This is a genomic window from Marinobacter xestospongiae (genome assembly GCF_023156385.1).
Taxonomy (GTDB): Bacteria; Pseudomonadota; Gammaproteobacteria; order Pseudomonadales; family Oleiphilaceae; genus Marinobacter; species Marinobacter xestospongiae.
In genome coordinates this window covers 53,360-76,171 of sequence record NZ_JAKZAK010000014.1, presented here as the reverse complement: position 1 = coordinate 76,171, position 22,812 = coordinate 53,360, and the positions used below count along the sequence as shown (strand labels likewise).

The window sequence follows — 22,812 nt, the reverse complement described above, 5'->3', positions numbered from 1 at the left end:
GATTCCTGACATGAGTGCATTGATCGAAGTGGAAAAGCAGGGGCACGTTGCCACCCTGACCATCAACAATCCGCCTGCCAACACCTGGACCCAGGATTCCCTGGCCGCGTTGGTGGACGTGGTTGAAGGGCTCAACCAGGACCGGGACATCTTTGCCCTGGTCATCACCGGGCAGGGCGAGAAGTTCTTCTCCGCCGGTGCCGACCTGAACACCTTTGCCGACGGCGACATCGGCCGGGCTGCGGTCATGGCTCAGGCCTTTGGCGATGCCTTCGACGCGCTGACCAACTTCCGTGGTGTTTCCATCGCCGCCATCAATGGCTACGCCATGGGCGGCGGCCTGGAATGTGCCCTGGCCTGCGATATCCGTATTGCCGAAGAGCAGGCCCAGATGGCCCTGCCGGAAGCCCGCGTCGGGCTGTTGCCCTGTGCCGGTGGCACCCAGAACCTGCCATGGCTGGTGGGTGAAGGCTGGGCCAAGCGGATGATCCTCTGCGGTGAGCGGGTGAAGGCGGACAAGGCGCTGCAGATTGGTCTGGTGGAAGAGGTCGTGGGCAAGGGTGAAGCCCTGGCCAAGGCTCAGGAACTGGCGGAAATGGCCTGCCAGCAGAGCCCGTCTTCCATCGCCCGCTGCAAATCGCTGGTGATGAGCGCCCGTGATGGTCGCAGCCACCGTGACGGCTGGCGCATGGAGCGGGAACTGTTCGTGGAGCTGTTCTCCACCGAGGACCAGCGCGAGGGCGTCAACGCCTTCCTGGAAAAACGCACTCCCGAGTGGAAAAACCGCTGATCGGCGTGGGCTGCACCATGAGTAACGAAAGCATTGTATTTGAAGAATGGGCGGTCAACGGGGGACGCGTTGGCGTTGCCCGGCTGAGCGCACCGAAATCCCTCAACGCCCTGTCGCTGGAGATGATCCGCGAACTGGCACCAAAGCTGGCACAGTGGCGTGAGGACGATGGCATCCTGGCGGTCTGGCTGGACGCCGAAGGGGATAAGGCATTCTGTGCCGGCGGCGATATCGTGGCCCTCTACCGCGACATGCTGGAGCCAAAGCCGGACGGCCAGGGCGGCGTGGGCGAAGCCTTCTTCACCGAGGAATACGCCCTCGACCAGGTCATCCACACCTTCCCCAAACCCTTCGTTTGCTGGGGCCATGGCATTGTCATGGGTGGCGGCATTGGTCTGATGGCCGGCGCCAGCCACCGGGTGGTGACGGAAAAGTCGATGCTGGCGATGCCGGAAATCACCATTGGTCTGTACCCGGATGTGGGCGCTGGCTGGTTCCTTAACCGCATGCCGGGCCGCACCGGGCTGTTCCTGGGCCTGACCGGGGCACGGATGAACGGCCCGGACGCGCTGTTCACCGGCCTGGCGGACCGCTTTGTCTCGCAGCAGCACAAGCCGGCGGTGATCGCCGCTCTGCAGGAAGCGGACTGGCAGAGTGAGCCTGCCGAAGCCGTGATCAACCAGGCGCTGCGCCGCTTTGAAAAGGCGTCGCTGGAAGACCGGCCGGCGTCACCGGTGCGGGATCACTTTGACCGCATCAACGAGCTCACCGATGCCGATACCCTGGAGCAGGTGGTGACACAGCTGAAGGCGGCGGGCGAAGACGGCGACTGGCTGGCCAAGGCGACCCGCGCGCTGGCCGGTGCCTCCCCGACATCGCTGTCGCTGGTCTGGCGCCATCTGGCCCGCTCCCGCCACCAGAGCCTGGCGGAAGTGTTTGAGCAGGAGCTGGCGCTGTCGATCCGGTGTCTGCAAAAAGGTGAGTTTGCCGAGGGTGTGCGGGCGCTGCTGATCGACAAGGATCAGCAACCCCGCTGGCGCTACCCGGCGCTGAACGATATCGACCCGGAATGGATTGACGACTTCTTCCGCTGAGTTCCCGGGGCACCCATCCAGACCGGAGCCGATGCCCGGCTCCGGCGACCGTTACAACAAACCGGTACAAAAACAAGGAGAACGGAAATGGCCAAGATCGGATTTATCGGACTGGGCAACATGGGCGGCCCGATGGCCGCCAACCTGGTCAAGGCCGGCCACGAGGTGGCGGTGTTTGACCTGTCCGCAGACGCGGTGGCGCAGCTGGTGTCGGAAGGCGCCTCAGCGGCCGACTCGGCCCAGGCCGCCGCGGCTGACAAAGATTGCGTGGTGACCATGCTGCCGGCTGGTCAGCATGTGGAGGCGGTGTACCTGGGCGACAATGGCCTGCTGGCCAATCTGCCCACCGAGACCCTGGTGCTGGACTCCTCCACCATTGCCCCGGAAACCGCCCGCAAGGTGGCGGCTGAGGCGTCCGAGCGCGGCATCACCTTTATGGACACCCCGGTGTCCGGCGGTGTCGGCGGCGCCAAGGCCGGTACCCTGACGTTCATCTGCGGCGGCGATGCGGCCGGCTTTGAGCGTGCCAAGCCGATTCTCGAGGGCATGGGCAAGAACATCTTCCACGCCGGCGATCACGGCGCGGGGCAGGTGGCCAAGATCTGCAACAACATGCTGCTGGCGATCCTGATGTCCGGCACCTGTGAGGCCCTGTCCCTGGGCGTCAAGAACGGTCTCGACCCGGCGGTGCTGTCGGAGATCATGAAGCAGAGCTCCGGCGGCAACTGGGCGCTTAACGTCTACAACCCCTGGCCGGGGGTGATGGACGGCGTGCCGGCGTCACGGGACTATGAAGGTGGTTTCCTGGTGAATCTGATGAACAAGGATCTGGGCCTGGCCTTCGATAACGCGGTGCAGAATCAGGCCGCGATTCCCATGGGCTCCCTGGCCCGCAACCTGTTTTCCCTCCACGCCGTCAAAGGCAATGGCCAGCTGGACTTCTCCAGCATTCAGCGGCTGTTCCTGGAGGACGGGCAGGACGCCTGATCCCGGTACTTCCCGGTTGCGTCGAACTGGCGCATCCGGGCTTTCCCCGTTTTGTTCTTTCCTTGCTCCTTGCTCCTTGCTCCCTGCTTGTCTGCTTTGTCCGATGATCTATCCTGAGGGGAATCTCAGCGTTTGAGCCGCTGTCTGCCATCTCGGTCACAAGAGGAAGTCAGGTTATGTCGTGGACCAGTTCCCGTTGCCCGCCCGGGCACCGTATGCGCTCCATCGAGCTGGTGGACATGCAGTCCGGCGGCGATGTCAGCCGGATTGTCACCCGTGGCGTCGGGCATTTGCCCGGTGGCAGCGTGTTGGAGCAGATGCGCTATATCCAGAACTACGGCGACGGTTTTCGCCGCTGGCTGCTGAACGAACCCTACGGCGATCCGTTCATGTCCATCGACCTGATTGTGCCGCCGGGCAACCCCAGGGCCCAGGCCGGCTATATCATTATGGAAGCCATGGGGTACCCGCTGTACTCCGGCTCCAACACCATCTGCACCGCCACCGCCATCCTGGAGAACGGCATCGTACCGATGGAAGAGGGCGAGCAGCAGCTGGTGCTGGAGTCGCCGGCCGGGCTGGCCCACATCACCGCCCATAACCGGGGTGGCCGGGTGGAGTCGATCACCACCCGCAGCGAGCCGGCCTTTGTTGCCGATCGCAACCTCAAGGCGACGGTGCCGGACTATGGCACGGTGCCGTTTACCCTGGTCTGGAGCGGTGCCTACTTCGCCATGGTGGACGCCGCGGCGCTGGGCTTCCGATTGGTCGCCGAGGAAATGCCGGCGCTGGCAAGGTTTGGCCAGGCATTCGTGGAGGCGGCCCGTCCGGCCGTCACCCAGGAGCACCCGGACCTGGGGCCGGTGGGGCCGCTGCCTTTTGCTCATTTCATGGGGCCACTGGAACCGACGGCCAGCGGGTACCGGTCGCCCTCGGCCACCTACGTTCACCCGGGAGTGATTTGCCGCAGCCCCACCGGCACCGGCACCACCGCCCGCCTGGCGCTGATGCACGACTGTGGCCAGATTCAGGAGGGCCAGACCCTGGAGACGGTGTCGCCCCGGGGCAGTTCCTTCCTCGGCACCCTGCTGGGGGAAGCCACGGTGGGTGGCTTCCGGGCCGTCAATAGCGAAATCACCGGCCGTGCCTGGACCCTGGCCCACTCCGAAATCCACCTCGACCTGGACGACCCTTTGGTGGACAGCTCCGATCTGGCCGGCATTCTCGGCGCCGGCGACTGACGTCGCGATCGCCTCAGGCCCGGGCCAGTGCCAGCGTTGTCTCGGTACTGACCTGGGCCACCGTGTGCAACTTTTCCAGCTGTGACTGCAACATGCCGATGGGGCGCTCGCCACTGACCGTCAGGCCGATGGTGAGCTGGCCGTCGGCGCTGTCTGCGCTCATCTGCCGGATGCGGAAGCCTCGCACCCGGACCACCTGACAAAGCCGCTCCAGAGCAGCGGGCTCGGCTTGCATTCGGCAGGTGAGGGTGTGTTCGGTGGTGGCGCTCATGCGGCAGTCTCCTTACTGGTCTTGGTGGTTGGTGTTTCTTTGCGGTTGCGCTGGTGCTCGTCCAGCATCTCGCGGTTGCCGGCGCCGGGTTTGACGATGGGCCAGACGTTGTCATCGCGGGCGATGGCAACATGCAGCAGCATCGGCCCCTGGTAGGCCAGAATGGTTTCGATGCCCCGGCGGATCTGGTCACTGCGTTCGATGTGCAGCGAGGGAATGTCGAACGCCCGGGCCATGGTGAGAAAATCCGGGTTGTCGTCCAGGTCGATCTGGCTCTCGCGATTGCCGTAGAACAGTTCCTGCTGCTGGCGCACCATGCCCAGGCACTGGTTGTCGAGGATGATCAGCTTCAGCGGCAGCCGGTAGCGGCGAATGGTGGCGAGTTCCTGAGCGTTCATCATGAACGAGCCGTCGCCGGATACGTTGATCACCACCTGATCCGGGCGCGCGAACTGGGCGCCGATGGCGGCGGGCAGGCCGAAGCCCATGGTGCCCAGACCACCGCTGCTGAGGTGATGGCGGGGATGATCGAACTGGTAGTGCTGGGCGACCCACATCTGATGCTGGCCAACGTCGCAGGCGATGATGGCGTCGTCCGGGGTAATCCGGGACAGCTGGCGAACGAACTCGGGGCCATGGATCGGTGCCACCGTGGCTTCATTGTCGGCGGCCGGAAACCCCTTGGTGGTGGCCCAGGTGCGGCACTGGGCCTGCCAGTCCGCAATGGCCAGGGGGCGGTTGCTGAGCGCCTGGGTCAGGGCCTGCAGCATGGTGTTGAGATCCCCCCGCAAGGCAACCTCAGCCCGGCGCAGCTTGTGGAACTCGGCCTGGTCGGCGTCGAGATGGATGATTCTCGCATTGGGGGCAAAATCGGCCAGCTTGCCGGTGGCGCGATCGTCCAGACGGGCGCCGATCACCAGTAGCAGGTCGCAGGCGTCCACCGCCAGGTTGGCGGCACGGGAGCCGTGCATGCCGAGCATGCCCAACTGGTGAGGGCTGTGTTTGCCGTGATTGCCGATGCCCTTGAGGGTGACCACACCGGGCAGGCCCGAGGTGTCGGCGAAGGCCCGAAAGGCCGCTTCGGCCCCCGCCAGGCCGACACCGCCGCCACTGTAGAGCAGCGGTTGGCGGGCGTTGTGCAGCAACGCCAGGGCGTCGCTCAGGTCCGGGCAGGGCGGGGCTGTGGTGGTCAGGGTGGACTGGGCGGCCTGAGCGATGTCGGGCGCGGCGGACGGACACGCCATGGCCGCAATATCGGTGAGCAGGACATCCTTGGGGATGTCGATCCACACCGGCCCCGGGCGGCCTTGCTGGGCAAGGCTGATGGCTTCCTCCAGGATGGCCGGCAGTTCGTCGGCCTCGGTGACCAGGTAACTGTGTTTGACGATACCCAGGGCCATTCCGAGCACGTCGGTTTCCTGGAAGGCATCGGTACCGATCAGCGCCGATGGTACCTGGCCGGTGATCACCAGCATGGGAATGGAATCCCGGTGGGCGTTGGCAACCCCGGTGATCAGGTTGGTGGCGCCGGGACCGGAGGTGGCGATGCAGACCCCCAGCCGGCCGCTGGCACGGGCATAGCCATCGGCGGCCAGGGCGCAGCCCTGTTCATGACGGCACAGCACGTGCTCCACCCCTTCGGCGTCCACCAGGGCATCGTACAGCGGCATGATGCAACCGCCAGGGTAGCCAAAAACCGTGTCGATCTGGTGGCGTTGGAACGCCTCGAGAATGTGTTGTGCGCCGTTCATGTTGTAGTCCTTAGCCCATTGGCTCCCAAGTTTTTTCGACGTAAAAAAAAGCCCCCGGATCTTTCGATGCCGGGGGCTTTTTGGTGTCTGGTGTCAGGTGATTTCGTTAATTCTCCCGTCCGTCCACGACAAAGCCCCCGGTTGGCACCACGACCACCAGGATGACTTTGACTAGTACGATAACGGCGTTGAAGTTCATAGAATCAGAATCTTGCTAACGAATAACCTGCGATTGATGGCTAAAAACTACCCTACGCTTTTGGCCCAATGCAAGCGTTTTTTGACCTCAATGGATATTTGTTGCCGCCGACCTGCATCAGCGCTGCGGCGGCACCAGGTTGGAGCGCAGCGCCAGTTCCCGTGCCGGTACCTCCGCCGGTACCGTGTCACGGTCGTGCTGGCGGGCACCGGCGGGCTTGGTGAGTTCGCCGGCAAGGGCGGAGAATTCGGTCTGAAACGCCGCCAAGGTCCACTGGCCATAGAGCGTGTGGCCACCCTCGTAGCATTGGGCCTGGTATTCCTCAAAGGTGGTGACGTAGCCCATGTACTCGTTGCAGTAGGTGCAGATCAGCACCCGCTCGATGGCGGTGGCGGAGGGCAGCGTGGCCAGTTGCCGGGCTACGGTCTCCCGCAGGCGCTGACCCGCCACAGTGGTGAACTCGCCCGGACAGCACACCATGGCGACGTTGCCCAGGGTAATGATCTGCAGCGGCAGCACCGAAGGCACCAGCGGGCTGTGATCCAGGGCGCCGGCACGGGCCTGGCGTTTGAGTTCCGCGACGGCGGGATCGGCAACGTCCGGCAGTCGCAGCTGGCGCAGCGGCTGACCCAGCAACCGCTTGCTGCCAGCCTCCAGCAGGATGTCCTTGTTGCCCTGGCTGCGGTACAGCCGCTGGTAGTGCGGGCTGTCAGACGGGGACGGCCTGCTGAGCCGGCGCCGCTTTAGCCGTCGACTGAGCAGCGCCGCCATCCGCGCCAGCGCTCGGGGCATGCCGGGGCCATCCACCGGGGTGCCGGCAAAGAACGCCACGCCGTGGCAGGGTTCGCTGGTGCAGGCGTCGGTCTCGCCGTTGGCAAAGGCCGGTGCGGCGCGACGGTGGCTGAAGTCCAGGTAGCTGAGCACGCCATCGATCGGGCCGCGAATCTCGACGCTGTCGGCCGTCAGGGCGGCGAGGGCTAGGCTGGCCTGGTGCTGGCCGTTGCGGCGGGCGTAGCGGTACTCGGCCCGCCCCCGCAGGCGGCGACGGCGGCGATTCTGGCCGGGGCCATGGTAATGCGGGGAGACATCGCCGGCGGTGGCCTGGGCAAAGATCGCCACCGGCTCGGTGGCACCTGCCTCCGCCAGGCTGGCTTCTGCCGCCAGGGCAGCATAGCCTTTGTTATCACCGTCGTAGCGACCCTGCTGATTACCGACGCAGGTAGCGTGTACACCGAACAGGCTGAGCAGGGCCTGGATCTGGCCATCCCGTTCGACCGCCAGCACCGGCATCGACCGGTCCAGTGCCCGGTGGCTGTGGCGTCGATCCACCGGGATCACCTCCGGGTTGCGGTTGTAGGCCTTGAGGGCGCGGTTCCAGGCGACCTCGACCGGCTCCCCGAACCGTCCCTCTGTCAGCAGCAGCCGTCCGGGTTGGGCGCTGTCCAGGGCGGCCAGCAGGGCATCGCAGGTTGCTTCGATGATGGCGTCGACATGCTCGGGCACATAGCCTGGCGTTACCAGGTTGTAGAGGCCTTCCTGGGCACAGCCGCCGGGGCCGGAGTGGGTGTGGGTACAGGTCAGTACCAGCCGTTCCGGATCAAACGCCGAGCCGAGGAAATTGGCCAGCCGCTGGCACACGCCCTTGCGCATGGCGCGGGTGATGTAGCCCAGGTCGAGGCAGCAGAACAGCAGTGGACGGTCGTCGCCCCAGGATAGGGTGAGCGCGCGGCTGTAGAGGGAGGTTTCGACACCGCGGGCGCGGTGGTGCCACTGGCCGTAGCCATGCATGGCGTACCCCTGGGGTTCGATGGCAATCGGGCGACGGGCCCAGCCAGCAGTATACATGGGCGAATCCAGTTACTCAGTGGGGCGCTCCGGACGGTCGGGGCCCTTATTGTTGTTGGTCTGACTGTTGTTGGTTTAGCTGTTGTGATCAGAGTGTTGCTGATCAGGGCCGTCTGAGATTCGTCAGAAAAGGTGGTTTCTGAGTCTAGGAAAGACAGGACAGGTTGTCACGTCGTTCGTTGGCGCTGGCCCGAACCGACTGGGGACCGCCGTCCGTGGCGGGTGAGTGTCCGGGTTTTGTTGCGGAATAGGTAGGGCGAGGGCCGCTCAGCGGCGGAAGCGGGCCGCGATCGCTTCGGCTTCCTGAGCCATGCGATCGAGTTCGGGCACGGTGTCCCGGTTTTCGGTAGCGGCCTGGTTCATCGACTCGGAGATCTCCGCCACGTCGGTAATGTTGCGATTGATGTCCTCGCTGACACTGGTCTGCTCCTCAGCCGCGGTGGCCACCTGGGTGGTGGCGTCGCTGACACTGGCCATGCGTCGGTTGATGCTGGCGAGGGTTTCCCGCACGGTGGCGACGGCTTCCGAGGTCTCCTGGGTGACTACCTCGCTGGCCTGCATATACTCTGTGGCGTCCTGGGAGCCAGAGGCGATGGCCTCAATGATGCGGTCAATCTCCACTGTGGCATCCTGGGTCTTGGCCGCCAGGTTGCGGACTTCGTCTGCCACTACGGCAAAACCGCGACCGGCGTCACCGGCGCGGGCGGCCTCAATGGCGGCGTTGAGCGCCAGCAGGTTGGTCTGCTCGGCGATCTCGCGGATCACCTTCATCACATCCCCTACACGGCGGCCATCGCTGGCCAGTTTGCTGACGGTTTCCGACGATGTCCGGATCTGCTCGGCGAGCCGATTCATGCTGCTGGTGGCGCTATTGATCTGGTCATCGGCCTGATCGGTTTTCTCCGAGGTCTCCTGCACCTGGCTGGCCACCGAGGCGGCATGGGTGGCAACATCCTGGGCCGTGGCCGACATCTCATTCATCGCGGTGGCGATCTGGTCGATGCGCAGATGAGCCTGCTGCGACTGGTCGGACACCCGGGTGGCGTTGTCGGAAATGACATTTCGGGTCTGGTGCAGTTGATCGGCGGTGGCGGACATCTGTCGGCTGGTGTGGCTGAGGAATTCGTGCAGCTTGCGGGCCGCGCCGGCCAGCCGCCCAAGTTCGTCCGGTCGCTGGATGGTGACCGGATCGGACAGGTCACCGTCCCCCAGTTTCTCCAACTGACCAATGATGGTCTGGGTCGGACGGATGACGGCGCGGACCAGCACCCACATGCACGCCAGGGTGCCCAGGATGATGGTGATCAGCAGCAGCGAACCGACGGCCTTGGTGTTGGTGTCGACGTCGTTGCTCAGACTGCCGGCATGGTCGATGGCCTGCTCTCGAATGTTCTGCACAGCTTCGTCAATCAGTCGTGCCGGTTCCCGATCAATGCCCTGCACCGCCTGGTCGCCGGCACTCACTGCCATGTTCGCCGCAACGAAGGCCTGGTAGCCCTCGCGATAGGCCTCGCCCATGGAACGGTGTGCCCGCTGGAACTGTTTCATCAGACTGACGGCTTCCGGGTTCAGCAGACGTGGTATCAGGTCATCCAGCGCCTGTTGGATATCACCCTCCCGCTCCTGAAACCGGCCCCAGTACTTCTTGAGCTGGTCCGGATCGGAGCCACGGATCAGCACATTCTTCCACTCCTGGACCTGGGTCTTGAAGGTGATCAGCACATCCTGCGCTTCCAGAGCCGTTACCATTTCGGTGCCGGCCAGTTGGTCGTATTCATCCTTGGAGTCGAGGGAGAAGGCGAAATAGATCGCCGCCACGATGGCGATCGCCAGATTGGCGACCACCACGATGGCCAATACTCGATTGAGAATACTGCGTTTATACCAGTTCATAGCGCAAGATTTCCTGAGACGCTGAAAATTACGTGAACGTGCTTCAACAAGTATAGAAGAAACAAGCTTTTAAACATGACACTTTTGTTGCAGTGAAATGACGGTGGGAATGGTGCTGGCAACGCTGCAAATGAGAACTCTTATCGTTTATATTGGTCCTGTCGGTTGCAAACTGACCAAGCCCCTCCCGAGCGGATGACATCACGGGAGGCGATTTTCCAGTGGCAAATGCCATGGTCAAGACCCGGGGAAGTGAGACAGCGATTTTCCCCCAGCAAGGAGACAAGGGATGCACGCGGATACTGAAGTGTTGGAAGGACTCAAACTTGCCGGTATTGCCTTGGGCGTTGCGGTGCTGGTGGCCGGCGGCACTGTGTTGAGCGGTCTGTTTTAATCAACAGCCCTGAGCGGTACTTTTCAATAAGGAGCCCTGAGCGGTCCTGTTCAATAAAAAGCCCTGAGCGGTCGTTTTCAATCAACAGCACCTTGGGGACTCTGGCTGGCGACCAGAGCCAGCCGCTCCTTGCGGTAGATGCCGCAGGTACCGCAATAGCCGCCATCCGGCAGCCGGTACTTCTGGCAGCAGCCCCGGCGTTGTGGAATCGCGCAGTCCAGCTCACCGAAGGTGAAGGGAATCCAGTCGATAAAGCGCCGGGCGTCGCAGTCGAAGCGTTGTAGCCAGTGGCTGGCCTGGTGGCACAGCTCCGCCGGTCTGGCGCTATCGTAAAGAGCGGAGTAGGGCGCGCACAGCGCCAGCCCAGTGCTGCTCCAGTAGGCGCCGGCGCTTACCCCCAACTGGCGACGAAACACCTCATACCACTGGCGGCTGAGCGTCGCCATCTCCCGGATATAGCATGCCTCATCCACAGTATCGGCGCCGGTGTCGGGGGTGAGATACCACTGCCCCTCCGGATCTGCGGTATCGAGCCAGATCGCGTCTGCCGCTGGCAGCCGGGTATGGCCGTCCAGAAACAGGGTCACCGTACACGGACCCAGCACCTGCAGGGCCAGATTCTGGTGAAGCACCGACGCCAGCGAGCGGACATCGCCGCCCCGCTGCCTGGCGATGCCGGCCAGCAGATCGGCAAAGGCGTCGGGCTCCTCCAGGATCTGGGTCAGTGACAGGGCGCCGGCCGCCGCGTCCGGGGCTTTCGGTTGCGGCAGCAACTGGCGCAGCTGGTCCGGCTGCTTACCGGCCTGGGCCAGCAGCCGGGAGAAGGCCGGCCCTTCGTCCTGATGGTGCTCCGGGTGATACTCAGCGACGGTCATGACGACTCAGTCCCCACAGGAAGTAAGTCCCCCCCACGATCGCGGCGAGAATGCCCGCCGGCAGCTGGTTGGGGTACATCACCACCCGAGACAGGTAATCCGCCAGGGTCAGCAGGGCCGCACCGATGATCGCTGCCAGCAGCATCTGGCGGGCTACGGTTTGCTGCCCCAGCAGACGGGCCAGGTGAGGAGCCATCAGGCCGACGAAGCTGAGCGGGCCGATGATGATGGTCGCCGCCGCGGTCAGCAGGGCGGCAATCAGCAGCACCCCGGCACGGGCCAGAGGCACCCGCAGGCCCAGTGACAAGGCGGTGGGTTCTCCCAGCGGCAGGATTGTCAGCACCCGACTGACCAGCGCGGTGACGGCCACCAGAGCAGCGGCCACCAGCGCCAGTGCCAGCGCTTCGGTTTCAGTAACCAGCCAGGTGGAGCCGGACAGCCACGTCAGCAGCTTGTTGGCCTCGGTGCCACCGCCGGACAGCACCATGCGGATGCCTGCGTCCATGAAGACGTACACAGCCACCCCGCCCAGCAACAGTTGATGGCCAGAGAACCGATGTCGCCGTGACAGTGCGAACAGCAGGGTAAGCACCGCAGCGCCACCGAGACTGCCGGCGAGCAGTTGCCCGGCACGTCCCGGATTCAGACCCATCAGTGACAGCACCACCATCGCCAGGGCGGCGCCGCCGCTGATTCCCAGTACTTCCGGACTGGCCATGACATTGCCGGTCAGACGCTGGATCAGGGTACCGGCGATGGCCAGCACCACACCGGCAACCAGCGCTGCCAGCAAACGGGGGCCGCGCCAGTCCCAGGCCTGGTCCCAGTTGCTTATCGCGGTCCACTGCCAGCCAGACAACGTCGGTGACCAGGCGATGGCCAACACCACCACCAGCGCCAATACCACCAGCAACGCAATCAGCGGTAGCGCCAGAGGCTTGCGTTCCGGGGTGAAGCTGGCCGGTTCGGAGGCCTGGCCGGGCATGTGGCGGTCGTTCTTCATGCCCCGCAGGGCCAGCAGCAGGATCGGTCCGCCGATCAGTGCGGTGGCGGTACCGGTGGGGACCAGATTGCCGTCGGCCCATGCGGTGGCCCATTGTGCCAGGGCATCGGCCAGCAACAGCAGGCCGGCGCCAAGCAGGGTGCTCCAGAGCAGGTGCTGGGCCAGGGTGCGGGCGCCAAGCAGGCGGGCCAGCGCCGGCGCCGCCAGGCCAACGAACGCCACCACGCCGACCCGGCTGACCACCGAGGCCGTCAGCAGGATCACCAGCAGCATCGCCAGCAATCGCAGCGCTGTGACCCGGGCACCGAGGGCCTTGGCAGAGTCAGCCCCGAGTTGCAGCAGCTGCAGTGGCCGCATCAGCAGGACCAGCGCGATGGCGAGCACCACCACTCGCGGCGACAGGGTCTGGAACTGGTTCCAGTCGTTCTGTACCAGCGAGCCGGCGCCCCAGATAAACAGGTTGCCCAGGTACTCACCGTGAAACAGCATGAAGGCGGCGTTGATGGCTCCCAGGAAGAAGCTCACCACCATGCCAGCGAGGATGACGGTGACCGGAGAAAAGCCCAGGCGCCAGGTCAGGGCAATGACCAGCCCGGTGCCAAGGATACCGCCGGTGACCGCGGTGAGGTCCGGACTCAGGGCCATCAGGCCGGGGAGATAGACGGTGGCGATGGCGATCGCCAGTTGTGCGCCGGACTCCACCCCAAGGGTGGTGGGCGATGCCAGCGGGTTACGTAGGATCTGCTGCAGCACCGCGCCGGCCAGGCCCAGGCCGCTGCCGATCAGCAGCGCCATGGCCAGCCGCGGGGCCCAGCTGTAATGCACCAGTACCTGTGAGAAGTCGTCGGTGTTGGGGGCCCAGATTGCAGCGAGCAAGGCGTCGACCGGCAATTTGCCGAGCCAGGGCAGGGCACTGGCGAACAACGCCAGCAGCCAGATCAGTACGGTGCTCGAAGGCAGCCGCAGGGGCAGTGAGGGCGCCTTAGCGGACATTGTCACTGCCGCCGGACAGCAGTTGTTCGGTCAGGGTGTTGGCCAGCCGGCGTACCGAGTGCACGCCGCCAAAGGTCCACACCGGGTCGATCTGGTAGACCTGGTTCTGACGCACCATCGGCAGGTGTTTCCAGAACGGGCTGCCGGCAAGCTGGTCCTTCAGGCCCGGAGGCGTTGGCGAAATGGCCACCAGCCGGGCCTGTTGCAGCGGCGCCAGTTCCTCCAATCCGACCAGGGAGAACCCCCAGAAGTTGCCTTCCCGCTGCCAGGCGTTGGTCAGCCCCAGGCCCTCGATGCCGGCCTGGAGCAGGCCATTGGGGGTGTTGATGCGAACGTGGCGGTCGTCCATAAAGCCGACAATGGCCACCGGCCGGTCGGTGAGACCGGCGGCCTCAAGACGGGCGCGGTTGTCCGCCAGGGTGGCGTCGATGTCGGCCAGCACGGTCTCCGCCCGGGATTCCCGGTCCAGCATCTGGGCCAGGGTGGTGAGCATGGTGCGGGCCTGCTGATAGGGCTGGGTGCCCTCGTCGTACACGCTGATGACATAGGTCGGGGCAATGGCCGCCAGTTGTTCGTAGGCGGGCGCCAGCTGGCCGGAGGTGACGATCAGGTCCGGAGCCAGTTCACTGATGGCCTCCAGACTGGGGGCGCTGCGGGCCCCGACGTTGGCGACGCCTTCCGGCAGAGCCGGGTCCTGTACCCAGACCTTGTAGTACTCCAGATCCGCCACACCTACAGGCGTCACCCCGAGCAGGGCCAGCGCCTCGGTGGCCGCCCAGTTGAGCGCAACCACCCGTTGCGGCGGACTGTCGAAGGAAATCGAACCACGCTCGTGTTGCCAGGTGTCGGCCAGCGCAAGCTGGCTGACGCTGAGGCACAGCCAGGTGGTGATGGCGAGGGCCAGGCGGGCGCAAAAACGGCGGATCGGGTTCACGGACATGACGGCCTGGGCCTGTTCAAAGGGCGAGTGGTTGATGGACAGATCGTTAATGGACATATCGTTAATGGACATAGGACACCCATTGGCCGGGCGCGCGTTCCATCACCCCCATGGGCACGCTGTAGATGGATTCCAGCACCTGCTCGTTCATGATCTGTGCCGGCGTGCCGTCGGCCGTTACCGCGCCGGCTTTCAGGGCCACCAGGCGATCGCAGAACCGGGCCGCCAGGTCGACATCGTGCAGCACCATGACCACCGTCAGCTCGCGCTGCTCTGCCAGGCGCTGGATCAGGCGCAGGGTTTCGACCTGGTGCAGTACATCCAGCGCGGAGATCGGTTCGTCCAGCAGCAGGCAGCGGGTCTGCTGGGCCAGCAGCATGGCGATCCAGGCGCGTTGGCGTTCACCGCCGGACAGGGTGTCCACTGAGCGCTGGGCAAAGGCCTGCAGGCCGGTGTCGTCGATGGCCTGGTCGATCAGCCGCTGGTCCTCATCGCGATAGCGACCGAGCGGGCCCTTCCAGGGGTAGCGTCCCAGCGCCACCAGCTCGCGCACGGTCAGACCGTCGGTGGCCGGGGTGTACTGGGGCAGGAATCCGACCTGGCGGGCAAAGTCCCGCTGGCCAAGGGTGCCGAACGCGTCGCCCTGGAGCGCGAGTTCGCCGCCGCTGGGCTCGAGCTGGCGAGCCAGCACCTTCAGCAGGGTCGACTTGCCCGAGCCGTTATGGCCCAGCAGCGCGGTCACTTCGCCATCGTGGAAGTCGAGGCTGATGTCCCGGAGGATGGAGGTCGAGGCGATCTCGACGTCCAGATGACGAATCTGGAAAAAACTGGGCATGAGGGTTCCAACAAGGGGAAAGTTGCGGACTGAGAGGGTAAAAAAAATACGAACGATTATCAACGTGAAGGCGTGTTCACCCTCTTCTGAAGAAGGATGGGAGGAACAGGAGGGAGAATGAAGGTGAGCAGGAGGGAGAATGAAGATGAAAAAGAGGCGGGAGGGGACAAGCCCGGTCCGAGGCCGTAGAATATCCGCCAATGAACGCCTGTCAGCCAACCCCCAATCCCCTGTCCGAACTCTACCGTGACGATGACCTGCTGGTGGTGCACAAACCCGCCGGTTTGCTGGTACACCGCAGCCCCATTGACCGCCACGAAACCGAGTTCGCCCTGCAGTATGCCCGCGCGCTCAATGGCGGCCGTCATGTCTACCCGGTGCACCGGCTGGATCGTCCCACGTCCGGGGTGCTGGTCTTTGCCCGCAGTGCCGCCATGGCCCGGGTGCTGGGGGAGCAGATGATGGCCGGAGCGGTGGCCAAGACCTACCTGGCGGTGGTCCGGGGCTGGCCCGCGGCCCAGGGGCTGATCGATCATCCGCTGCGGGAAGAGCCCGAGGATCGCCGCCTGAAAGGCCAGGAACAGCCGGTGAGGGAAGCCCAGACCCGCTATCGCACTCTTGCCACCACCGAGATTGCCGTGGCCATCGAAACCTACCCCACCAGCCGCTACGCCCTGGTGGCGCTGGCCCCCAAGACGGGCCGCAAACACCAGTTGCGACGCCACATGAAGCACATCAGTCACCCCATCATTGGCGATGCCAACCACGGTCGCGGCCGCCACAACCGTTACTTCGCCGAACGCTTCGGTCAGGGGCGGCTGCTGCTGGCGGCAACCCGGATGGGATTCCGGCATCCCGGCACCGGTGAGCCGCTGACCATCGAAGCGCCGTTGGAGGCGAGTTTCCGCGAGGTGCTGTCGATTTTCCCGCAGCCTTTGCCCGACCTTGAAGGTGTGGTGGTATGATCCTGCGCGCCATCGCCCTGCTGGTCCTGGCCGGACTGATCAGCACCAGCGCCCGGGCGGAGTGGTTCCGCTTCAGCGGCAGTGCCATGACCACGCCCATCGAGATGGAGTTCTGGGCGGCGGACCGGGACCAGGCCGAACGCCTGAGCAGACAGGTGTTTGCCGAGTTTGATCGAATTGACCACCGGATGAGCCGGTACCGGGAGGATTCCGAGCTGTCCCGGGTCAATCGCCAGGCGGCGGACGCTCCGGTGGTGGTGAGCGACGATCTGTACCGGGTGTTTGAGCAGGCCCGGCGGGTGTCGGAACTGAGCGACGGCGCGTTCGACATCAGTTTCGGGTCAGTGGGGTACTTCTACGATTACCGTCGGCGCATCCAGCCCAGCGAGCAGGAGCTGGCCCACAATCTGCCCCGCATCAACTACCGCGACATTGAACTGGACCCCGAAGACCGGTCGGTGCATTTCCGCCAAACCGGCCTGTTGACCGATCTGGGGGGCATCGCCAAGGGCTTCGCTGTCGACCGGGGCATTGAGCTGCTGCGCGCCGGTGGCATTCGCCACGCCCGCCTCAGTGCCGGCGGTGACATGCGCCTGCTGGGCGACCGGCGGGGCCGGCCCTGGGTGGTGGGGGTCCGCGACCCGCGCCGGGAAGAGACCATGGTGGTGCGGCTGCCCCTGGCCGATGTCGCCATTTCGACTTCCGGGGACTACGAACGCTTCTTTATCGACGACAGCGGCACCCGGGTGCATCACATCATCGCGCCGTCCAGCGGCCGGCCCGCCGAAGGCGTGCAGAGCGTCACCATCCTCGGGGATCGGGCGCTGGTGACCGACGGCCTGTCTACCGCGGTGTTCGTGCTCGGAGCCGAGCAGGGGCTGGCGATGATCAACCGGCTGCCTGGGATCGACGCCATCATCATCGACGACCAGCGTCAGCTGCATTACTCCGAAGGACTGATGCCTCCGGCGGGGCCTTAAGGGGCCGAATTAGATCGTACCACTGACAATCCCAGGCAACGCGATCAGGCTGTCCTGCAGGGTGGCGTTGCCAAGCCCGTGGGCGGGGAAAGTGGTGCCAAAGTTGCCCTGTTCACCATGCAGCGCCATGTAGTTCAGCAGCACCGTCTGGACCAACTGATTAACGTTGTTGGCTGCCGGGCTGGAGGCGGTTTCCACCGAGGCGTCTGCGCGCATATAACCGATCTGGTTGCGGATGGCGGCAGGGCGGCCATTGGGGTTGTAAACCAGAAAGAACGAGGCGGCGGTCTGCTGGTTGTCGCCGGTCCATTCGCCCTTGCCACGGCCTTCGGCGGAGTCATCGATGCGGCCGTTACTGGACACCGAGCCGTCGCTGAAGACGTACATCATCAATGGCATGTTGCGCCGGGCGGCGTACTCCAGGCATGCCCCCATGCACTCGCCGGCCAGGAAGTCACGGCGTTCGCCGGTGCCCCGCTCGCCGGTGTGGTAGTCGTAGCCGCCCATGGTGATGGTGCCAGCGCCGGCAAAGCCGTTCACCACCAGCTTCATTACCGCCGCGGTCTTGCGGAACTCCGATTCGCCGTTGTATTGGGCGCTGGTAAAGATGCCGCCGGGACCAACGATGTCCGGGTCCAGATCCGGGTCCAAGGTGCTGGGATCGCCGAAACGATCCGCCAGGTCGGCACTTTTGACGTACCCGCACCGGACCAGGTCCTTGATCACCTCGTCTGCGGTGATCTGGGTGTTCACCCGGTTCATCTTGGCGTCGCTGATCCGCTGGATGGATTCCATGACCGCCACGGCGTCACTCTGGTCCAGCAGCCCCACCAGATCCCCCACGTCCACCAGGCCGGTGACATCGGTACGGCGGTCCACCTTGGTGGGGCGGGCCTCCGGGTCGATCAGATCCATCGGTGCCAGCGAGTTGCCGCCGGAATCGGAACTGCGGGAGCCGATCAGTGACAGCAGGGAGCCGTCGGCGCCCGCCCGATAGATGCCGTACATGGGGTTATGGGGGTTGTTGCCGGTGTCGTTCTCCGAACGTGCCGCGATGATGGCGCCGTTGGTGGCGGCCCGTGTGCCGGCGCCGGTGCGGGCCTGGATACCCCGCAGGAAGCCGCTGTCGGTGTGGAACGCCAGTCCCAGCTCCTGATTCACGAACGCCGGGTCATTGGGCAGCATGTCGCCGGGCAGCCCCAGGCGGTTGTAGCCGGCGGTGGTGAGGAAATCCTGCTGCCCCCCGCTCTTGCCCATCAGCACGTTGGAACCGGCGATGTTGGCGCCGCCGGCCAGGTCAAAACAGATAAAGGGAATCTTGCCGGCCCCCTGGACGCCAAGGCCGCAGCTGCTCTTGAGTGCTTCCAGATCTGACGACAGTGCCGCCTGGGCTGCCCGCGGGTTGGCAAACAGGCTCAGGGCGGAGGCGCCGAATACGGTTGCGGTACCGGCGCGGAAGCCCTGGGCGATGAACTCCCGCCGGGTGATGGGGCGGCGGTGGTCCGGGTGATGCAGCGGCTGATGATTGGCCAGGGCCTTGTTGCGCGAACGTTTGATAAACATGGGCAGTTCCTCTTACTGAACGAGGGTGACCGCACTGCCGAGCACGGCGGCGCAGCTGGCCTTGACGATGGTGGCGGTGCGATCGCTGGCGCAGTTGCCGCCACAGGCGCTGAGCCGGTCGATCAGGCCGTTCAGTTCGTTTTCGATGTCGGCCACCGATGGCTGGCTGGCCAGATCCTGACCGACAAATTCGTTGATCAGCGGCGTGATCACCTGGCTGCGGCCGGCGGTGTCGAACGCGCTGCTGGTGGCAGCGCTGACGTTGAAACCGGGGAAAAAGCTGCTCCGCAGAGTGCTGTCTTCCACCAGGGCGTCGCAGTACTGGATCGCCAGCTGGGTGATGGCCATCTGGTGGGACGACAGGAAGCCGTTGATGTTCTCCACCGTCGGCAATTGCTGACGCACGGTGGCAAAGGTGTCGGCCACCGTCGGGTGGGTGGTGGACACGCCGGTCATGCGGGACATGGAGACGTTGATCTCATCAAACGTCTTCAGGCCGATATGGGAGGCCGGGGCGCCGTTTGCCGGGGTTGGCTGCGGCGGCAACGGGCTCTCGATACGGACATTCTCATGGCGACCCAGGCGGTCGAAGGTGAGGAAGAACTCGTCGGTTGCGGGGCCGCTTTCAAGGGCAATCAGCGCGCCCAGGCGGGACAGCGGCTGGCCGCTGCCCGGGCTGTAACGGTCGGCGTCCAGCACCACGTCGAGATTGGCAAAGGCCTGGCCGACGGCGGCTTCCCGACCATTGATGCCGATACGCATGCCGGCCAGTTCTATGCCATCGGGGCGCTGGTCTTCATCCAGGCTGATAAAGAAGGGCTCGGAGAACAGGTAGCTGTAACTGTCGAACTGGCTGACTTCGAGCACCACATAGCTCTGCGGCACGTCAATCAGGTGGGCGACGCTGAACAGCAGGTAGTATTTCTGGCCCACGCCCACCTCGAAGTTGGCCCGGATCTGGTCATCGCTGAGGGCCCGGTTATGGATCGCCACCATTCGCAGGGTGCCCTCCCACAGGGAGTTGCCGTCGGTCTCGTTACCGAGCACCAGGGCGAAACTGTTGTCCCACTCATTGAGTAGGCCGGCCTCCGCCGGGTCCAGATCGCCGGTGAACTCGCCGTTAACGTAGATCCTGCGGCCTTCGCCGGCAGTGAAGTTAACCACCACATGCTGCAGCGATGCCTGCAGGCGGTTGTCGCCATCGGCGGTGGCGAAGGCGGTGTTCTGGTCGGTGGTGGAGCTGCGGTGCAGCACCTCGTAGTTCTGCCGGGTCTGGCTCAGGGTGACGTTGCGGGCGGTGGCCGACCCGGAGTAGGTGACGATGCGGGCGTCTTCCTGGCTGGTGTTCGCCGGGGCGACCCAGGCTTCAATGCTGTATTCGCCGGAGGCGGTCAGCAGATCATGCAGCTTGCGGCTGGCCATGGTTGAACCCTGGGCCTTGCCATTGCGGACGCGGTTGCCGGAATCGTCATCGTAGGCGGCGCCCACGTTGATGCCCCAGCCACCGACCCAGTCGACATTGCCGATCAAATTCAGGTGCAGGGCCGGTTCCACGCCACTGGTGTCAAAAGCCGTGCGGCCTTCCCCGGCCTTGAACTCGTACAGCGCGATGACGTTGTCCTCGAAGCGGCCACTGGCGTTTGCCGCCAGACCATCCCCCAGCAGCGCCAGGGCTTTGCTGGTCACCATGTCGCCATCGGGAGCGTGGGCCGTGAGGCTGCTGGCAAAGTCTTCGATGGCCATCTGCATGGTGAGGGCGGAGGTGGTGCAATCGTTGTCCCAGCAGTTGTGGAAATCATCCCGCAACCGCTCCACCAGGCGCGATGCCGCCGGGTTGCCCAGGTTGATACGGCTCTGGGACTCGGCGTAGGCGGTGTCGACGTCGGCGCTGCCGATGTAGGGCGTCTGCACGCCTTCCACATGGCAGTCGGCGCAATAGGTCTGCAACACCGGGTAGACCTGGGTGCCAAAGCTGCCGCTGGTTTGCGGAAAACGTTTGGTGGCGCCGGGGTCGCGAATCACCGGCGGCACCAGGTCGATGGTCTTGGCGCTGCCGCTGGCGTCGCCGGCCCAGTCTTCCAGGTAGCTGGTGATGGTGTCGGCGCAGGCCTGGTCGCTGGCCAGCCAGCAGTTGTGACCGCCGGCCACCTTGCTGACCAGCACCGACTGGCCCGGATCGGTCAGGTCAACCACGGTGTTGGCCTGGGCGTAGGCGATGTTGATGTCGCCCTCGTGGACGAAGGTGGGAGCCTGACCGCCAACGTTGTGGCAGGTGCCGCAACGGTTGCTGGCGACCAGGTTGTCCCAGACCGTGCGTTTGAAGTTCTGGACGTCATCGGTGGCCGGTGGCGGACCGCTGTAGTTGCTGTTGGGGGGTGGGGTGCCGGTGTTTGGCAGCGCCTCGGTGGCTTCGCCGCCACAGCCGGTCAGGCCGGCGAGCATCAGCACCAGCACGGCCAGACCCGGTAGCGTGCGTGTAGTGCCGCGGAAAGTGCTGCGGAAAGTGCCGGGGCCTGTGTTGGAGCCAGTGTCGGTGGTCGTAGAGTGGGGCGGGGTCGACAGATACCGCATCATTCAGTCTCCCATGCAGTAGACGGCGGAATCGGCGAAGCTCCGCTTGAGCTTGAAGCCGCTGGCACGCAGGTTCGACACCATGGTGGCGATCTGGCTGCGATCAGCGCCATCCACCGGATCACGCAGGCACACGGTACGGAACACCTTCTTGGCCTGGCATTCGGCAAAGGCGTCGGAGTGGGCCAGCTCCTGTCCCATGGACTTGGCGCCATAGCCTCCGCCCTCGGGATTCTGCGCGCTATCCCAGCCCAGTCGCCGGTTGGGGCCGGCGCGCCAGTAATTGTCCCAGCGGTCGTCGCGGGTGATGTAGCCGGGTTCAAAATTGGCGGCGTTGATCAGGTATTTGCCCTGGACCCGGGTGCCGGTGTCCGGGTCCGTCGCGCCCACCGTGTTATAGACCAGGCGGCCCAAGTTGCCGTCCGGATCGTTGTCGGCGTCGTACTCGAAGTCGTAGTAGGCGAAGGCCTGGGCCAGTGGGTCCATGCCGCTGTGACAGCCCACGCAGTTGTTGAGAAATACCCGGCTGTCGCCCCCGGGGCTGCGGGACACGTCCTGGCGGATGCGGTCCGGCGGACGGGTGACGTCGTTCACCTGCTCGAGGTCGTTGCACAGGTGGTTCATCAGGGTGAAGCGGAACATCGCCCGGTTGGTGCCGGCGCTGAAGAAGGCCTGGGCGGCGGCGCGGGAGGTCATGACGCCAGCGGTGGCGGTGGACGGCAGGCCGTTGCGGCTGGACTGGGTGGTGGCATCGAGGTGGTCCTGCAGGCTGTACCCGCCGGCTTCCAGCTCCCGGTAGTGATCGTTGTTGTCGATGGCGTAGGGGGGCAGGTTCAGCGCGCCGTCACCGACGTAGAGAATGTCGTCATAGAGGATGGTGCGGAAATCCCGTTCGTCCCGAACCACGCCAATGACCGTTGCGGTGTAGTCGTTAAGCGGCACGAAGCTGGACTGGGCCTCATTGGTCCAGGGCGCCGCAAAATTCTTCAGGGTGACATCGTAGAAGGCGCGGTCGTCCATGGCGGTGTAGGCAGCCTGTTGGGCATTGCCACCCTGAATCTCCAGGGCCATGGTCTCCAGCACTCCGGCCGACGGCCGCACCCCGGTGAGGCGTTCATGCATGCGTTGGGCCTGCTCGCGGGCGCCGGCGTGGGCGGACTGCCAGGGCAGCGCCAGGGAGGCCAGCAGGCAACCCATTCCGATCAGGCGGCCGGATTGCATCAGAATCCGGTGGGTGTGCTGTCCCACGGGCCAGTTACTGCCGTTGGCTGTCATCTTTTGTTCCTCGTGCCTCTCTTATGCCCTCCCTGCCCTTCTCATGCCTCGTCCCCTCATGGCAGGGACCCGGAGTATTTTTCGGTGTTCAGGTCCGCTTCCACGACGCTGTCATCATAACGTGACAGCTTGTCACGCAAGGCCTGGCGGGGCTTTCAGGGTTGCTCATCTTAGGGTGGGGGCGGTGAAATCCGGAAGAAATTCACTGGCTCTTTGTTCAGTTTTGAGACCTGTCGCTTATGGTTACGTTTGTTTACACGAAGCGTTTGGAATGTAAACAAGTGTTAAACGTACTCTGTGCATCCTGTACTATCTGGCCCCTTATCACAATGCGCCTTGAGGTTTAG

General features: G+C 64.6%; 17 protein-coding genes. 6 read left to right on the top strand and 11 right to left on the bottom strand.

From position 1 onward, the window contains the following. The first annotated feature begins 10 nt into the window (after positions 1-10). The 4 genes from MLD24_RS11380 (at position 11) to MLD24_RS11365 (ending at position 4,112) form a co-directional block, all read left to right on the top strand. Positions 11-790, top strand: coding sequence for an enoyl-CoA hydratase (locus tag MLD24_RS11380; protein ID WP_227171982.1), 780 nt, complete (start codon positions 11-13; stop codon positions 788-790). A 17-nt stretch (positions 791-807) separates the two neighbouring features. Next, on the top strand, positions 808-1,884 hold the full coding sequence (locus MLD24_RS11375; protein WP_248166771.1) for an enoyl-CoA hydratase/isomerase family protein: 1,077 nt from the start codon (positions 808-810) through the stop codon (positions 1,882-1,884). Between the two features lie 87 nt (positions 1,885-1,971). After that, positions 1,972-2,871 carry a 3-hydroxyisobutyrate dehydrogenase gene (gene mmsB / locus MLD24_RS11370; protein ID WP_227171981.1) on the top strand — a complete coding sequence of 300 codons (900 nt, stop codon included), beginning with the start codon at positions 1,972-1,974 and terminating at the stop codon, positions 2,869-2,871. 176 nt (positions 2,872-3,047) lie between these two features. After that, positions 3,048-4,112, top strand: a complete 1,065-nt coding sequence (locus MLD24_RS11365) for a proline racemase family protein (RefSeq protein WP_248166710.1) — start codon at positions 3,048-3,050, stop codon at positions 4,110-4,112. A 13-nt stretch (positions 4,113-4,125) separates the two neighbouring features. Here MLD24_RS11365 and ilvM read toward each other — a convergent pair whose 3' ends face one another. From ilvM to MLD24_RS11325, 8 genes are all read right to left on the bottom strand, one after another. Beyond that, positions 4,126-4,383, bottom strand: coding sequence for an acetolactate synthase 2 small subunit (gene ilvM / locus MLD24_RS11360; RefSeq protein WP_227171979.1), 258 nt, complete (start codon positions 4,381-4,383; stop codon positions 4,126-4,128). Further along, positions 4,380-6,134: an acetolactate synthase 2 catalytic subunit gene (gene ilvG / locus MLD24_RS11355; RefSeq protein WP_248166709.1), complete on the bottom strand. Its 1,755-nt coding sequence runs from the start codon at positions 6,132-6,134 to the stop codon at positions 4,380-4,382. The genes ilvM and ilvG overlap by 4 nt, the downstream gene beginning before the upstream one ends. A 316-nt stretch (positions 6,135-6,450) precedes the next feature. Next, a complete protein-coding gene (locus MLD24_RS11350; protein WP_248166708.1) occupies positions 6,451-8,178 on the bottom strand; it encodes a neutral/alkaline non-lysosomal ceramidase N-terminal domain-containing protein in 1,728 nt (575 codons plus the stop codon). 267 nt (positions 8,179-8,445) lie between these two features. Then, complete coding sequence (locus tag MLD24_RS11345) at positions 8,446-10,071, bottom strand: methyl-accepting chemotaxis protein (protein ID WP_248166707.1); 1,626 nt, start codon at positions 10,069-10,071, stop codon at positions 8,446-8,448. 471 nt (positions 10,072-10,542) lie between these two features. Further along, the gene (locus MLD24_RS11340; RefSeq protein WP_248166706.1) at positions 10,543-11,340 is read right to left on the bottom strand and encodes a (2Fe-2S)-binding protein; all 798 of its coding nucleotides are present in this window, start codon (positions 11,338-11,340) and stop codon (positions 10,543-10,545) included. Beyond that, on the bottom strand, positions 11,327-13,336 hold the full coding sequence (fhuB, locus tag MLD24_RS11335; RefSeq protein ID WP_248166705.1) for a Fe(3+)-hydroxamate ABC transporter permease FhuB: 2,010 nt from the start codon (positions 13,334-13,336) through the stop codon (positions 11,327-11,329). The genes MLD24_RS11340 and fhuB overlap by 14 nt, the downstream gene beginning before the upstream one ends. Beyond that, complete coding sequence (locus MLD24_RS11330; RefSeq protein WP_248166704.1) at positions 13,326-14,348, bottom strand: ABC transporter substrate-binding protein; 1,023 nt, start codon at positions 14,346-14,348, stop codon at positions 13,326-13,328. The genes fhuB and MLD24_RS11330 overlap by 11 nt, the downstream gene beginning before the upstream one ends. After that, positions 14,338-15,111, bottom strand: a complete 774-nt coding sequence (locus MLD24_RS11325) for an ABC transporter ATP-binding protein (RefSeq protein WP_227171972.1) — start codon at positions 15,109-15,111, stop codon at positions 14,338-14,340. Before MLD24_RS11325 ends, MLD24_RS11330 begins: the two co-directional genes overlap by 11 nt. A gap of 200 nt (positions 15,112-15,311) precedes the next feature. Here MLD24_RS11325 and MLD24_RS11320 point away from each other — a divergent pair, with 200 nt between their 5' ends. Both MLD24_RS11320 and MLD24_RS11315 read left to right on the top strand, forming a co-directional pair. Continuing rightward, the gene (locus MLD24_RS11320; RefSeq protein ID WP_248166703.1) at positions 15,312-16,076 is read left to right on the top strand and encodes a pseudouridine synthase; all 765 of its coding nucleotides are present in this window, start codon (positions 15,312-15,314) and stop codon (positions 16,074-16,076) included. Beyond that, the gene (locus MLD24_RS11315; RefSeq protein ID WP_248166702.1) at positions 16,073-17,056 is read left to right on the top strand and encodes an FAD:protein FMN transferase; all 984 of its coding nucleotides are present in this window, start codon (positions 16,073-16,075) and stop codon (positions 17,054-17,056) included. The genes MLD24_RS11320 and MLD24_RS11315 overlap by 4 nt, the downstream gene beginning before the upstream one ends. Before the next feature lie 9 nt (positions 17,057-17,065). On the opposite strand, the gene MLD24_RS11310 is transcribed toward MLD24_RS11315, so the two are convergent. Genes MLD24_RS11310 through MLD24_RS11300 form a run of 3 tightly spaced genes read right to left on the bottom strand, consistent with a single transcriptional unit; the run spans position 17,066 to position 22,465 of the window. Beyond that, the gene (locus MLD24_RS11310; RefSeq protein WP_248166701.1) at positions 17,066-18,619 is read right to left on the bottom strand and encodes a general secretion pathway protein GspF; all 1,554 of its coding nucleotides are present in this window, start codon (positions 18,617-18,619) and stop codon (positions 17,066-17,068) included. 12 nt (positions 18,620-18,631) lie between these two features. Continuing rightward, positions 18,632-21,193: a LamG domain-containing protein gene (locus tag MLD24_RS11305; RefSeq protein ID WP_248166700.1), complete on the bottom strand. Its 2,562-nt coding sequence runs from the start codon at positions 21,191-21,193 to the stop codon at positions 18,632-18,634. Next, the gene (locus MLD24_RS11300) at positions 21,194-22,465 is read right to left on the bottom strand and encodes a hypothetical protein (protein ID WP_248166699.1); all 1,272 of its coding nucleotides are present in this window, start codon (positions 22,463-22,465) and stop codon (positions 21,194-21,196) included. Between the last annotated feature and the right edge of the window lie 347 nt (positions 22,466-22,812).